Origin of the sequence: Herbaspirillum sp. C7C8, from assembly GCF_022627875.1 — a bacterium.
In the GTDB taxonomy this organism is placed as follows: domain Bacteria; phylum Pseudomonadota; class Gammaproteobacteria; order Burkholderiales; family Burkholderiaceae_D; genus Herbaspirillum.
Window position 1 is genome coordinate 1 of sequence record NZ_JABXGG010000025.1, and the last position, 13,405, is coordinate 13,405.

Annotated in this window: 12 protein-coding genes; 3 read left to right on the forward strand and 9 right to left on the reverse strand. The window is 61.0% G+C overall.

Annotation, left to right across the window (positions count from 1 at the left end; all coding sequences use genetic code 11):
- Positions 1-39: 39 nt before the first annotated feature.
- Complete coding sequence (gene cydX, locus HWE01_RS21045; RefSeq protein WP_241822781.1) at positions 40-207, forward strand: cytochrome bd-I oxidase subunit CydX; 168 nt, start codon at positions 40-42, stop codon at positions 205-207.
- Between the two features lie 29 nt (positions 208-236).
- Here cydX and dsbG read toward each other — a convergent pair whose 3' ends face one another.
- From dsbG to HWE01_RS21060, 3 genes are read right to left on the reverse strand one after another with little or no spacing between them, the layout of a single operon-like run.
- Positions 237-1,067 (reverse strand): thiol:disulfide interchange protein DsbG, encoded by an 831-nt coding sequence (dsbG, locus tag HWE01_RS21050; protein WP_241822782.1) that lies wholly within the window; start codon positions 1,065-1,067, stop codon positions 237-239.
- A complete protein-coding gene (dsbD, locus tag HWE01_RS21055; RefSeq protein ID WP_241822783.1) occupies positions 1,064-2,911 on the reverse strand; it encodes a protein-disulfide reductase DsbD in 1,848 nt (615 codons plus the stop codon). Before dsbD ends, dsbG begins: the two co-directional genes overlap by 4 nt.
- Before the next feature lie 8 nt (positions 2,912-2,919).
- A complete protein-coding gene (locus tag HWE01_RS21060) occupies positions 2,920-3,774 on the reverse strand; it encodes a TlpA family protein disulfide reductase (protein ID WP_241822784.1) in 855 nt (284 codons plus the stop codon).
- 166 nt (positions 3,775-3,940) lie between these two features.
- Between HWE01_RS21060 and HWE01_RS21065 the strand changes: the two genes are divergently transcribed.
- The gene (locus tag HWE01_RS21065) at positions 3,941-4,597 is read left to right on the forward strand and encodes a response regulator (protein ID WP_349627545.1); all 657 of its coding nucleotides are present in this window, start codon (positions 3,941-3,943) and stop codon (positions 4,595-4,597) included.
- The gene (locus tag HWE01_RS21070) at positions 4,594-5,988 is read left to right on the forward strand and encodes a sensor histidine kinase (RefSeq protein WP_241822785.1); all 1,395 of its coding nucleotides are present in this window, start codon (positions 4,594-4,596) and stop codon (positions 5,986-5,988) included. Before HWE01_RS21065 ends, HWE01_RS21070 begins: the two co-directional genes overlap by 4 nt.
- 12 nt (positions 5,989-6,000) lie before the next feature.
- Here HWE01_RS21070 and HWE01_RS21075 read toward each other — a convergent pair whose 3' ends face one another.
- The 6 genes from HWE01_RS21075 to HWE01_RS21100 all read right to left on the reverse strand — a co-directional run bounded on the left by HWE01_RS21075 (position 6,001) and on the right by HWE01_RS21100 (position 13,362).
- Entirely contained in the window at positions 6,001-6,816 is an 816-nt protein-coding gene (locus HWE01_RS21075; RefSeq protein WP_241822786.1) for a substrate-binding domain-containing protein, read from the reverse strand.
- Positions 6,817-7,003: 187 nt separating this feature from the next.
- Positions 7,004-9,220 carry a heavy metal translocating P-type ATPase gene (locus tag HWE01_RS21080; RefSeq protein WP_241822787.1) on the reverse strand — a complete coding sequence of 739 codons (2,217 nt, stop codon included), beginning with the start codon at positions 9,218-9,220 and terminating at the stop codon, positions 7,004-7,006.
- Between the two features lie 4 nt (positions 9,221-9,224).
- The gene (locus HWE01_RS21085; protein WP_241822788.1) at positions 9,225-10,319 is read right to left on the reverse strand and encodes a c-type cytochrome; all 1,095 of its coding nucleotides are present in this window, start codon (positions 10,317-10,319) and stop codon (positions 9,225-9,227) included.
- 20 nt (positions 10,320-10,339) lie between these two features.
- Positions 10,340-11,125: a c-type cytochrome gene (locus tag HWE01_RS21090; protein ID WP_241822789.1), complete on the reverse strand. Its 786-nt coding sequence runs from the start codon at positions 11,123-11,125 to the stop codon at positions 10,340-10,342.
- Positions 11,126-11,134: 9 nt separating this feature from the next.
- Positions 11,135-11,797: a cbb3-type cytochrome c oxidase subunit II gene (locus tag HWE01_RS21095; RefSeq protein WP_241822790.1), complete on the reverse strand. Its 663-nt coding sequence runs from the start codon at positions 11,795-11,797 to the stop codon at positions 11,135-11,137.
- Entirely contained in the window at positions 11,794-13,362 is a 1,569-nt protein-coding gene (locus HWE01_RS21100; RefSeq protein WP_175342590.1) for a cbb3-type cytochrome c oxidase subunit I, read from the reverse strand. Before HWE01_RS21100 ends, HWE01_RS21095 begins: the two co-directional genes overlap by 4 nt.
- Positions 13,363-13,405 lie beyond the last annotated feature (43 nt).

A 13,405-nucleotide genomic window follows, 5' to 3' on the forward strand; every position in this document is an offset into this window, starting at 1 on the left:
TGATTACGCGCAATCGCAAACTGCAACGAGGAGAACATCATGTGGTATTTCGCCTGGATACTCGGCATCGGCCTGGCACTGGCCTTCGGCATCATCAACGTCATGTGGCTGGAAGCCAACTATGCCTTCGGCCGCCGCAAGGCCGAGGAGACCCATGCGCGCTTCGTTGATGCGCGCATGCACGCAGAACGAAGGCAACGACGCTGAACTGGTCTGATCTGAGGACATTATTCAGATCAGATAGGTCCCATTATTTTCTTCAGATCACCCTGCGGCACTCCCTGCCTGATGTGCACTGCACCGTACGCATCGCGCCAGATCAGCGCGGGGGTAGCTTGCAAGTCCAGCTGCAGCATCATGCGGGTGTTCTCTTCGAGCTGCTGGGAGATGTTGGCCGGAACACGATCCAATGGAGCGATCCCCTGCCCATCCGGGTCGACTTTCCGGCCATCTGCTGCCTGCTTCTGGCGCGCTTCGAAATACGCCGTCTCATGGGCCGTCAGCGCCTTGCCCGGGTTGGCCGAAGCAAGGATGGCGGCTGCCTTCCCGGGACTGGTTTTGGTCAATATCCCGACCAGGATATGGCGGATCTGCACCTTTCCCGCCTTGACCCAGGGCTGGGTCTCCGACCAGAGTTGAGTGCAGTAAGGGCAATTTGGATCCGTGAAGACATAGAGCGTGCGAGGGGCTGAGGGGCTGCCTTCTGCCACCCAATGGCTTTTTTGGACCTGCTTCCAGATGCCATCCATCATCGCTGCCTGAACGGTATCCTGCAAAGGCTTGCTGGTCATGTCCTCACCTTCGGAGTCCAGCAAGGTACCCATGATGACGTTGCCATCGCCAGTCACGTAAAAAGCGAGTGGCTGCTGGCCATGGTAGGCGGCCCAGCCCTTCATGCCCCTGGGGGCGGGAAGCGTGTCGGCCACGAAGTGCACGCCCTGCTGCTCCAACGCCTTGAGCGTGGGCGGTGTCTTCGGTGCAGTCTGAGCGTTGACCGAAATTGAATGCAGCATGGCCAGCACACTCAGCGTGGTCAGCATTCGGCGGGAGCAAGAAGATAAGGTCATGGTAATTCCTGGTAATCGGCACTGAGGCCATGTTGAGCAAGACGTTGCAGTCGCCGGCCAAGTTGCGCAGCATTGAATTCCCCCACCAATCGCAGATCACGCCGCTCCTTGCCAGAGGCATCAAAAAACAGGAAGGTCGGCGGTCCGATAACGCCATACGCCTGCATCAATTCCTGCTGGGCGGTGCCGGTAGTGGTGACATCGACTTCAATACGCTGGATGCCGCGCAAGGCATCGATCACGCTCGCATCGGTCAATACCTGGTGTTCCAGGGTCTGGCAGGCAGTGCACCAATCCGCGCTGAAATCAACGATGGTCGCCTGGCCGCGTCCTGCCGTAACAGTCAGTTGTTGCCTGAGGGCGGACAACGTGCTGACAGCAAGCGTCGGTCCAGCCTGCGCAGGCGCGACAGCGCGCCGGGCCGACAATATTTCTTTTAGCGGATGAAAGGCATCAGGTTGCCCGGCGGCCAGGCCGATTGTGGCAAGCACGCCCCAGCAGCCCAGCATGGCGGCGACGGCGTGCACCGGTATGCGCAAGCGCGCAGGCAACCCCTGAGCGCCCACATAGAGAGCCACGGTCAGGTTGGCTAGCCAAAATACCCACAGCGCCAGGCCAACTGCAGGTGGCAGGCCACGTTGTGCCGTCCACACCGCCATGGCCAGCAGACCAAAACCGAAAGCGTTCTTGATCCATTCCATCCACGCTCCAGGCCTGGGCAGAAGTTGCCTGCTCAGTGTACCGACAATCATCAGTGGTACGCCCATGCCAAGGCCCAAGGACAGCAACAGCAAGCCCCCATCCAGCATCTTGCCGGTTTGCGAGATAAAGAGCAGTACACCGGCCAGTGGGGCGGTCATACATGGGCCGACCAGTAGCGCCGACAACACGCCCATGCTTGCAGATCCCGTCAGGGATCCCCCGCGCGGCGAGTGGCGTTCAAGCCGGGTACGCAGGGAGGCCGGCAATTGAAGGCTATAAAAGCCGAACATCGCCAGGGCCAGGAGCGCAAACACGAGTGCGAAGGCCAGCATCACTTCGGGGCGCTGGAGAAGCGCTTGCAATCCCCTTCCCAGATAGGCCGCGGCCACTCCCATGGCGGCGTACACCAGGGCCATGGGTAGCACGAAGGCCAGCGATAGCATCAGCGAGCGCCTCCGCGACGCATTGGCCCCGACCACGATACTGGAGAGAATCGGCACCATCGGCAGTACGCAAGGGCTAAAGGCCATTCCCATGCCCATCAGCAGAAAGAGCGGCAACAGCACCAGCAAGGAAGAACGTTGCAGAAAATCACTGATCTGGATGTCGCTGCCACCACTCCAGGCGGCCTGGGCCAGAGATTGCGAATCGAAGGTGTGCGCCTGTGCATTGCCGCCATCGGCGGCAGCAGGGAGCTGGATACGCTGCGAGTGGGGGGCGTAACATAGGCCGGCGTCGGCACAGCCCTGCCAGGTAAGCTCGATGTCCCCGTTGACCGGAGCGATCAAGGTGAGCAGAACTTCGTGCCGATAAATCCGGACCACGCCAAAATTGGGGTCGTCTTTGCGCTCGCCCTCAGGCTTGTCCAGCGCAACGCTTTTCCCGTCGTCAAGGCTGACGGCTTCAATACGGTCACGATAGAGATAATAGCCATCGGCGATCTGCCCACGCAGCTGGAGCTTGCCATCGCCCACTTGGTCCAGTCGGAAGTGGAAGGCTTGCTCGGCACCAAGAAACTGGGCGTCGCCGATCACGGCCGATGGCTGGAGGGCGAGCGACCAGCAGGTGACGGGCAGCAACGCCAGGAAAGCGAATACAGGGCAGCGCCAGGACCACAGCAAGCGGTTGAATAATGACAGCATGAACAGACTCAGGGAGACGAGGCTGACGCGACTGCTGGCGCACTAAGTGCCCGCAGAAATTCCGCCAGAGTGGCTTGTGAAAACTCCCCTTGCCAGCTGGCGATCTTCTGGCCGCTGGAATCGAAGAGCAAAGTGCCGGGATAGCCCCGCACATCGAAAAAACGCCCCAATGCCAGCTGCGTATCGAGCAGCACATCTTGGGTGGGCAGATCCTCGCGTTGCAGGAAGGTGTGCACCTGCGCGGGGCTCTCCCCTTGGTTGACAAAGACGAACTGGACATTGCCGTAGCGTTTTCGCGCCGCCATCAATATCGGCATCTCGCGTACACAGGGCCCGCACCAGCTCGCCCAGAAATTGATCAACAACGGTTTGCCAGGCCATTGCCGCAGGTCTGACATACCGCCGTCGAGCGCCGGCAAGGTCATGGGTGGCAGCCGTTGGAGAGCAGGCTGGGAGAGCGTGCGTTGCCTGGACTGGACCCATAGAAACCACTGCCCGCCAGCCGCGACCAAGGTGATGCTCAACAGGCCTGCCCAGAGCGGTAGACTGCGACGGCGCCGCCGCAGCGTCAGCCACAACATCGCCAGCAAGGCAGCCACCCATCCGGAGATCGGATCCCAGCCGCCATCGCGCAGATTGAACAAGGACAGCGGCGCCTCCCGATATTCCTGCAGATGGCGCAGCAGGAAACTGCCGCGTGCAATCACCACGGCCAGCAGCAGCAACCAGCCCATCCCGGCATCGCTGGTCTTCAGGTGGCGTGCCACACCCTGGGTGACCATCAACCCGATCAGTAGCGCTGCCAGCGCCACCAGCACGTGCGCGTTCACGGCCAGCGGACCTATCGCCAAGACATCAGGCATAGGGCAGATCGACTTGCTTTTTCACTGTTCATGGCCATTACCTTAGCGCACCGCGATTAAGCCAGAATTAATGGGCTGACGGGTACCAACTGTTTTTCCCCGGGCGGAAGCAAAGCCCCTATCATCATGTTTTGCGTTAACGTTCACAGGAGAATTTCAGTTGCATGTGCTGGTCATTGAAGACGACGAACTGGTCGCCCACGGGATCAAGACCGGGCTCGAACTGCATGGCATCACCGTTGACCGGGTTTTCACGGTGGCCCAGGCGGATGCCGCCCTGAGCACCTCCAGTTTCGACATCTGCATTCTCGACCTGGGCCTGCCCGACGGCGATGGCCAGGCCTTGCTCAATGGCTGGCGCCTGCGTGGCATCGGCATGCCGGTCCTGATCCTGAGTGCGCGTGACGCCGTGGTGCATCGTGTCGCCGGGCTGGAGGCCGGCGCTGACGACTATCTGGTCAAACCGATTGATCTGAGCGAATTGGTGGCCCGACTGCATGCCATCGTCCGTCGCGGCCAGGGGCGCACTCACAATATCATCCGCCATGGTCGACTCAGGTGCGATCCCAGCGCTTCCAAGGTCTGGGTGGATGACCAGGAGGTTGACCTCTCGCGCCGTGAGCTTGCCCTGCTGCTGGCGCTATTGCGTAATCCCGAGCACATCTTCACCAGCGAACAGCTGCATAGCAGCCTGTACGGTTTTGCCGATCCGGTAGGCAGCAACGCACTCAACGTGCACATCCACCACCTCCGCCGCAAGCTGGGCAGCCAGTCGATTCAGACGATCCGCGGGTTGGGCTACCGCATCGGGGACATCGAATGAGTACCCTCGGCCGTCCCGCCCTGAGCCTGAGATTGCGCCTCATGGCCATCATTGGCCTGTCGCTGTTGCTGCTCTGGAGCGCTGTATCGCTGTGGATGTTGCTGGACGTACGCCAGCATCTGCGCGAGGCACTGGATGACCGGCTGGCATCCTCGGCGCGGATGGTGGCCGGCCTGATGGCGACCATGCCGCGCAACCTTCCCAGCCAGGGCCGCACCATGCCGCTGGACGTGATCGGCCGCGATGGCCTGGCCTGCGAGGTCAGCCTGATGCGTGGTGAGGTGGCCGAGCGCACGCTGGCGCGGACCGCTGGCAGCCCGCGCCTGAACCAGTTGCCATTGGGTTATGGGGTCAGCACGTTTGGTGGCAAGCTGTGGCGCACCTATGTGTTGGAAGACAATGGCATGCGCATTGCCACAGCTGACCGCATCGACAGCCGGGAAGGTCTGCTGCGCGAGATTGCGCTGGCCGCCGCCCTGCCCTTTGCGATTGCCTTTGTCGGCATGCTGCTGGCGGTGTGGTTCGGCGTGAATTGGGGACTGGCGCCGCTGGAGCGACTACGCAAGCGACTGGAGCGAAGAAATCCCGAGGATGTGAGTGCGCTTCCGCAGGAGCAATGCCCAACTGAGTTACTGCCATTTGCCAGCACGGTAGATCGGCTGGTGGTTCAGATCGGCCAGGCGCTGATGCTGGAAAGACGCTTCACCGATGGCGCTGCCCACGAGCTGCGCACACCACTCACCGCCATCAAACTGCATCTGCAGATTGCCCAGATGACCCGGCAGCAACCTGATCAGCCGGATAAACTGGATGAAGCGCTGGACATGGCCCATCAGGGCGTCGAGCGCATGCAGCATCTGATAGAGCAGTTGCTGGCATTGGCACGGATTGATGGCGACACACATCCCCATGCCATAAGTGACCTCAGCCTGGTGCTGCAGTCAGTGGCAAGGAGCTTGCCAGCGATGAAAAGCGATCGCCTGACTGCCCGCATTGAAGCGCTCGACGCAGGTCGCGAGTCAGTGCGGATCGCCATGCCGGAGGTTCTTCTGGGCACGGTGCTGCGCAATGTGATCGACAATGCCCTGGCCTACTCACCCTCACACTGCAGGGTGGAACTGGAGTGTGACCTGCGCGACGATGAGGTGGAGTTGCGCGTGCTTGATCGCGGCTGCGGCTTCAGTGACGATGATCGCCTGCAGGTCGGCCGCCGCTTCTGGCGCGGGCCGCAGTCAGCCAAGGTGCAAGGCAGCGGGCTCGGCCTGGCCATCGTCAACGGCATCCTGCAACGCTACCAGGGTAGCCTTGCGCTGTTTCCCCGTGCTGGCGGAGGTACCGTGGCGACAGTGGTGTTCAAGCGCTACTACCCAGCCTCTCCCCACCGTGATTGAGAAACGCGCGGCTTACTTGGCCGTGCTCAGCCATCCCCACTTGGCAAAAATGCGGCGGCCCTCATCGGACTTGAGATAAGTCAAGAATGCCTGCGCCTGCGGTGACTGCTTGCCGCGCATGGTCAGTACCACGCCGACGTCACGGTAGATGCGGTAGGGTTCTTCCACCGCAACCAGTTCGGCCAGGGCGGGATTGGAGACCTGCCAGATGTTCCAGATCAGCCAGGCATCAATGTCCGGATTCTTCGTCCACATTTCGCGGGCCAGTGCGCTATTGCCGGCTTCCGGCATTACCAGGTTCTTGCGGAAGGTCTTGACCGTTTCGATATCGCCAGTACGGCCGGCCACGTCCTCCCATAACCCTGTCTGGCCGGCACCCGCCACGGTGAGTACCTTGATGCCCGGGCGCAGCAGATCCTTGAAGCCCCGAATGCCCTTGGGGTTGCCTGGCCTGACCAGGATAGCGACCGGACGAAGATACAACGGTTCAGCCTCATGCAGGTCAAACGCTCCCGGCAGTGCTTTGGCGAAGTCCGACATCATGTTCTCGGCGCCACTGAAGATCACATCGGCATCCTGTTTGGCGACCTCAACCCATTGACCGGTAGGGCCAGCAGCCACGTCCACCTGGACATGATGAAGTGCAGAGAAGCTGGCAGCTGCTTCTTTCATCGCCGGTGCCGGACCGCCGGGACCATAGACCTTGAGCACGGCCCCGTCAGCTGCCCATGCAGCGTTGCTGGCCGCTACCAGCAACGCTGCCATCGCCAGACTGACCCGACGCCAAAGACGCGCATGTCCGAGCACCGGCATGCGATATGCGGACATGAAGGTATTGAATGCGGTTAAATCCGTTGTTTTTTTCACGAGAACTCCATGACCATGGTTAAGTAGAGAAATTGCCCGACAGCGCTGTGATGCTGCTGCCTGCACAGGGTGTCCCCGGAGGGATCAATGAGGTATACGGCCCAAAGCGGCCTTTTATTCCATGAGCTGCGCGTAATACGGGACTTTTTTAGCCGGCAGGCTGATTGCTCCGGCTTGACCAGCTCAAGCGGCTGGCATTGAGCATGACGGAGACACTGCTGGCCAACATCGCCAGCGCCGCTGCAAACGGGGTGACACCGTGAAAGAACAGAAAGATCACCATGCCTGCGTTGTAGATGATGGAAAACAGCAGATTTTGGCGCACAACATTGCAGGTCTGGCGTGCGTAGCGACGAGCCCAAGCCAGCTGCGCCAGCCCGCCTTCCGCAATGACCATGCCGGCCGCGCCGACGGCGACCTGGCTGGCCCCGGGCACGGCTATCCCGCAGGCGGCGCGGGCCAGTACCAGTGCATCGTTGACGCCATCCCCCACGAAAACGGACTGGGCCACGCCGGCGATGGCGGTGGCTTTATCTTCCGGTGAACAAGCACTGAGTACGCGAGCAAAAGGATGATTCAGGGCCGTATCGAGCTCGTGCGCCGCCTGGGCGCTGTCACCCGTGATCAGCCACAAGGACAATTTTTGTTTCTTTCCCTGCGCCGACAACGATGCCAGTACCGCGCCCGTATCGGTGCGCAACACGTCCTTGAAAGAGACGCTACCCTGCCAGAGGCCGCCTTGTGCCACGTGAACGCTACCGGTGCGCTCAGGCAGGGGGGGCAATCCTGTCACGCCTTCTTGTTCGAGCCACGGACGCGCGCCAACCAGACGCCACTGCCCATCGGGAAGCTGCATCCGCACTCCCCAGGACAGACGCTGCACCGGTACTGTTGCGGCAGCCAACGTCCAATGGCGGTTGACGGCATGACGACGCAGAGCTTCTGCCACCGGATGGATGACCCCGGATTCGGCCTCCCAGGCCCAGCGCAGGACCTGCTCTTTCGTCTGACCTTCGGCCACGCTCACTTGATCGATCTCCAGAGTGCCATTGGTAAGCGTGCCGGTTTTGTCGAACGCGATCACACGCGCCGATGCCAGCCCCTCGATGCTGGCCGGATCACGCCAGAGGATGCCATTGGCCGCCGCGCGCCGTGCTGCGATTGCATAGGCCAGCGGTACAGATACCCCGACGGCGCAGGGACAGGCCGACACCAGCATGCTCAGGCCTGCCACGATAGCGGGCAAGAGCTGCTCGCCCACCCACCATCGATGCGCAACGGACAAGATCGCCAGCGAGCAGATCAGGGGCAAGATCCAGCGCACGAAGCGCTCGGCAGACTGCGATAGCTGGCTGCGCTGGCCGAACAGCTCCAGCATACGCAAGCCCAACTGATCAATACGGCGCGCGCCTTGAAGCACCTCCACCCTGACCAGCAAGGGTGATAGCAGATTGACGAAGCCGGCTTGTACTGTCGCGCCCGGCACCACCTGCACCGGCATCGTTTCGCCTGACATCAAGGCCCCATCGAGCAGTGATGTTCCCTCCAACACGATGCCATCGACGGCGATACGCTCGCCGGCGCGTACTCTGATCTTCTGGCCGACCTGCAGTTGAGACAGCGGGACGATTTCTTCTTCATTGGCGGCGTTGACACGGCTGGCAGATTCCGGTGCCAGTTGTGCCAAGGCCTGCAGCGCGGCACCGCTGGCTTGCCTGGCATGCAGTTCAAGCAAACGCCCCGCCAGCAGGAAGCTGATGAGCATCGTTGATGCGTCTACATAGATGGTGCTGTCTCCTCTGAGCAGATTGAGCAGCGACACCAGCAATGCGCCAAGCGCACCCATTGAAATGAGCGTATCCATGCCGGCCAGACCAGTGCGCAAGGCACGGATACTCATGCGCATGAAATCGTGGCCGCAGTAAAAAATCACAGGCAAGGCGGCCAGCAGCGCCAGCCAGGCAATGACCAGCCCATCCGGTGCCCGGGCCAGGCCGGGATCCAGGTACAACACCCAACAACCCAGCATGCTCCACATACCAAAAAAGACCGCGACCACAAGACGAAACTGGATGCGCCGGGCCTGCTTGTGCAAGGCGTGGGCAGCCGCATCTTGATCCTGCGACGGCGTGAGCGGATAGCCAAGTTTGGCGGCGCGCTGCAGCAGTGCTGCAAAGTCGATACTCTCAGGATGCCAGGTCAGCACTGCCGCGCCGCAAATGAAGTTGACCTGAGCCGCACGTACGCCTTTGACCCGCGCCAGGGCTCGCTGCAAGGCCATGGCGCAGCTGGCGCACCACATTCCTTGTACTGAAAACACCATGCGGCCAGCGCTGCGCACCTGTTCCAGTTTGGCTGCATCCATGAAATTAGCCGCCGCTGGCACTGGTACCTACACCGATCAGCCTGCCCTCCAGCATCTTGCCGTAATAGCTTTGTTCGCCCGCGTGATCTTTTTCGGCAGCCTGGGCCACTGTACCGGTCTGGCGCGGATCCTTGGGACGTTCGCGGCTGTTGATGTAGGCCGCGACATCCCACGCATCCTGATCGCTCAGCGAATTGGGCTTGCCCAGCGGCATGTTGGCCTTGATGAAGCCGGCCGCAGTGTCGATGCGTGCCATCCCCGCTCCCCAGTTGTAGGATTGCGCACCCCACAGCGGCGGGAAACGAACGGTACCATCCGCTTCCGTCCGGCCCTGCCCCTGAGAACCGTGGCACAAGGCACAGTTCTGCTGGTAGACGGTAGCACCACGCTTGGGATCGTAGGCCAAGGCTGGCTTGGGAAGCTTGGGGTAAAGCGCTCCTGGCAGTTTTTCACCGGCTGGCGCGCCATTTGCCATCCAAGCCATGTAGGTCATCAGGTCACGATAAACGTCGCTGCCAGCGGCGGGCGGGCTGCCGCTGGACGAGCCTTGGGCGTTCATGGAATAAGTGAAGCAGCCCATGATGCGGTCTTCCAACGTGCTGATGGCGCCTGTCTTGGCACGGAATGCCGGATAGGCTCCGTAAGCCCCCCACATCGGCGCCGAATCGTGACGACGCCCGGCATCAAGATGACAGTTGGCACATGCCAGGGCGTTGCCTACATGGTCTTTCACACGCAGACCGGTTTCAGTGAAGATAGCGCGGCCGCGCCGTACCGCGTCGCCGTAGGCATTCTTGGGAATGGAGGCCTCGCTGGGCGGAATGTAGAATCCCTGGGCATCCACCGGCGTGCGCGGCCGATCCGAGCGAGGATCGTTTTGCAGCTTCTTGCGATCCTCTTCCATCTGGGCGCGCGAATAAATCGGGGCTGCCTGAGTCCCAGGCGTTTTGCCTCCCAGCGCTGAGTAGAGCTGCTCCACGACGCCAGTGTGCAATAGTGCGTAACCGGCAGCAAACATGCAGCCGCCCAGTAACACGGCCAGAGCGGCGCGCTTGCGACTGGACATGCGGGAGGTCATGCGGGGTTCGGTAGTTTCCATGAGTTTTTCTCCGTGCCGGCTCACTTCAAGGTGGCCAGATATTGGGCCACGGCCCACATGTCGTCGTTGCTCATGCGTTTGGCGATGTCATCCATGAGCGCCTGTGCCGAGTTGTGCCGTGCACCGCCCTTCCACGCCGTCAATTGGCTCAGCAGGTATTCAGGCTGCTGACCGGCCAAACGAGGGAAGTCGTCGCCGACACCCTCGGCCTGCTTGCCATGACAAGTGAAGCAGGCGGGAATATTGCGGTCCCAATCACCTTCTTCTTGCAGGTGTTTGCCGCGCTTGAGCGATTGGCTCTGAGGATCGACGCTGGCGTAGGCAGACGGCGCCAGCGGCGCAAGACCCGAGTAATAACGGGCTGCCTCAGCCAGTTCTTCAGCGCTGAGTTGCGTGACCACGTAGCGCATCGATTCGTTGAGCCTTGTTCCCTCGGCGAAATCGTGCAATTGCTTGCTCATGTAGCGTTGCGACAATCCCGCCAAGCGCGGTGTCTGACCGCTCCCCTGCCCTTGGCCTCCATGACACGAGGCGCAGCTCCAAACCGTGGCACTGCCCACGCGCACGACGGCAGGGGCGCTCGAATCGACCTGCTCGAACGAGGCCTGGGCTTGCTGAGATGCGGCCACTGGCTGAGCAGCGGGGGATGGGACAAAACCACGCCAATAGGTCATTGCCCCCCACGTCGCCAAGGCGATAAGGATCGCCAATACGAAAATGGGGATGGGACGCGCGCGTTCCCATGGCTCGAAACTCTCGTCCACCTGATGTCGCTGCCGTTGGACCGACTTATTCTGACGTAACATGGCCCCTCCTTAATTGGCAGCGCCTATAGCGCTGGTTGCTGTGCCGGATGTCACCGCACCGTTATAACCCTGATCCCGCAGACGCTCCTCGCTCAGATCAGTCGGATAGCTGCGATTAAGGCTTTGAAGATAAGCCACCAGATCCAGCGCCTCCTTGCGTGCCACCACTACCTGACCCTCTTCAGGCTGCCAGGCCGCTGGCAGTTTGACCACGACGTCACCCGGTCCAGCCTTGCTCTTGATCTCGAACAGGTAGGGATACGACGGCATGATGCTCCAGCCGAAGATGGCGCGAGGCTGATAAAGGTGCGTCAGATGCCAGTCCCGTGAAGGCAGTCGCACACCCACATTGAGCAAGTCCGGGCCGGTACGCATGGTGCCCAGCAGATGCGGTGCATCATAGGCGTAGTCTCCCGGGGTCGAAGCACGACCCCAGCCGCGCGCCAGATCGGACAGCGTTTGTCCGGCCGAACGTGGCTGCTGGCTGTGGCAGTAGACGCAGCCGTTGGCCACGTATTGCTCGCGCCCGGCAAGTTGCTGTGCGTCGTAAGGTCTGAGCTGCGGCGGTGCCGATATCGAGCGCACCTGCCATCCCGGCAACAGTACCAGCAGCACCGTGGCGAAGACCAAGATGAGCAGCGCCCCGAGCATCAAAGGAGTGATACGGTTCATGCGGCAGCTCCTTTGAACGATCCCTTGCTCATGAGCAGAGCGAAGAAATGTACTCCGAACAGAATATGGCCCAAGGTCATGATGCTGCCACCGAGCGAACGCGCTTGGAGATAGGGCATGAGGTCTTGAGTGATACGGGCGAAACTGGCCTCTGGATCGAGCAAGGCGATTCCCTGGAAGAAACCTCCCACACTCAATGCCACGAAATAAATGCCAAAGCCTAGCAAGGTAAGCCAGTAATGCAGCCCAATCATGCGTGGCCACGGCCATGGCTTGCCGGTCAGGTGGGGCATCATGTAGTAGAACGCGCCGAACATCACCAATGAAACAAATCCATAGGCGCCCAAATGCGCGTGGCCGACGGTGTAGTGCGTAAAGTGGGTAATCGAATTGACCGCCCGTATCGCCTCCAGAGAACCTTGGAAGGACGCTGCCGTATACATCAGGGCACCGGTCCAGACGAAGCGCAGCGCCATGGATTGCCTGAAAGCCCAGAAATTCTGTATCACCGTAGTATGCTGATTTACCGCCACGGCGATCACCGGGATGAACATCATCACGCTGTGGACTACCGAGAGAGTGACAACCCAGGTCGGCACTGGCCCACCGATGAGGTGATGAATGCCCACCTGGCTGTAGAACAGCGCCAGGCCCCAGAATCCCAGGAGCGAAACGCTATATGAATACACGGGCTTGCCGATGATCTTGGGAATCAGGTAGTAGGCCGTTCCGACACCCAGAGGGGTCAGCCACAAGCCGAGCACATTGTGCGCGAACCACCAGTTCATCGTGGCTTGCTGCACTCCCATGTGAACGCCGGGGAGATTGGCGATGATGAACAAGACCGGGAACCAGACCAGAGCGGCCAGGAAGTACCATCCCGTCACATAGATATGCTGTACTTGGCGATGCCAGGCCGTCTCGACGACCGGCCAGGCCAACAGAAAGCCGCCAATGGCCAGCACGATATCGATCTGCCAGGGAATCTCCAGCCACTCCAGACCATCATTCCAGCCAGCGCCGATGGCAGTGACACCCGCGATCACGCCCAGGACCCAGAGACAGGCGCCGGCATAGGCCATTGCAGGACGCCGCAACGGCGTGTGAAAAATACGTGGAATCAGCCACAAGGCCACGCCGACGCCTGCCACCGATAGCCACCCGTATGCGACCAGATTCAGGTGGATGGTGCGAGCGCGGCCGAAAGTGGTCAACGCGCTGCTGGCGAGCCAATCTGGCATGTGCATTTTCAATGAGGCCAGCACGCCGAACAACGAGCCCGCGATGAGGAACACGATGGACATGCTGGCCGCCAGCAGCACCACCCGACGGCCGGGAGCATCAATGCCAGCGCGCTGTGCGTCGAACCGATGCGCAGCATCGCCGGATGAAGCGTCAATGGAAGGCGCGTCAAACTGACCGGCTTCGTTCTTCAGAAAAATCGAGGCTGCATCATCCCGGCTGACGTTCAGCTGGTGATTGGCGATCGCCCAGATCAGCGTCCCGAGCGCCGCCAGTGACACCACGAAACTGAGCAACAGCAAAAGACCAATGGTGGTATTCATGCCGCCACCCCCGATGATGCCCTCGGCGTCGCTGGCAAACGGC

Bases quoted from the DNA above. Each gene is read 5' to 3' on its own strand.
- cydX (WP_241822781.1), top strand. From the start codon at position 40: ATGTGGTATTTCGCCTGGATACTCGGCATCGGCCTGGCACTGGCCTTC.
- dsbG (WP_241822782.1), bottom strand. From the start codon at position 1,067: ATGACCTTATCTTCTTGCTCCCGCCGAATGCTGACCACGCTGAGTGTG.
- dsbD (WP_241822783.1), bottom strand. From the start codon at position 2,911: ATGCTGTCATTATTCAACCGCTTGCTGTGGTCCTGGCGCTGCCCTGTA.
- HWE01_RS21060 (WP_241822784.1), bottom strand. From the start codon at position 3,774: ATGCCTGATGTCTTGGCGATAGGTCCGCTGGCCGTGAACGCGCACGTG.
- HWE01_RS21070 (WP_241822785.1), top strand. From the start codon at position 4,594: ATGAGTACCCTCGGCCGTCCCGCCCTGAGCCTGAGATTGCGCCTCATG.
- HWE01_RS21075 (WP_241822786.1), bottom strand. From the start codon at position 6,816: ATGTCCGCATATCGCATGCCGGTGCTCGGACATGCGCGTCTTTGGCGT.
- HWE01_RS21080 (WP_241822787.1), bottom strand. From the start codon at position 9,220: ATGGATGCAGCCAAACTGGAACAGGTGCGCAGCGCTGGCCGCATGGTG.
- HWE01_RS21085 (WP_241822788.1), bottom strand. From the start codon at position 10,319: ATGGAAACTACCGAACCCCGCATGACCTCCCGCATGTCCAGTCGCAAG.
- HWE01_RS21090 (WP_241822789.1), bottom strand. From the start codon at position 11,125: ATGTTACGTCAGAATAAGTCGGTCCAACGGCAGCGACATCAGGTGGAC.
- HWE01_RS21095 (WP_241822790.1), bottom strand. From the start codon at position 11,797: ATGAACCGTATCACTCCTTTGATGCTCGGGGCGCTGCTCATCTTGGTC.
- HWE01_RS21100 (WP_175342590.1), bottom strand. From the start codon at position 13,362: ATGAATACCACCATTGGTCTTTTGCTGTTGCTCAGTTTCGTGGTGTCA.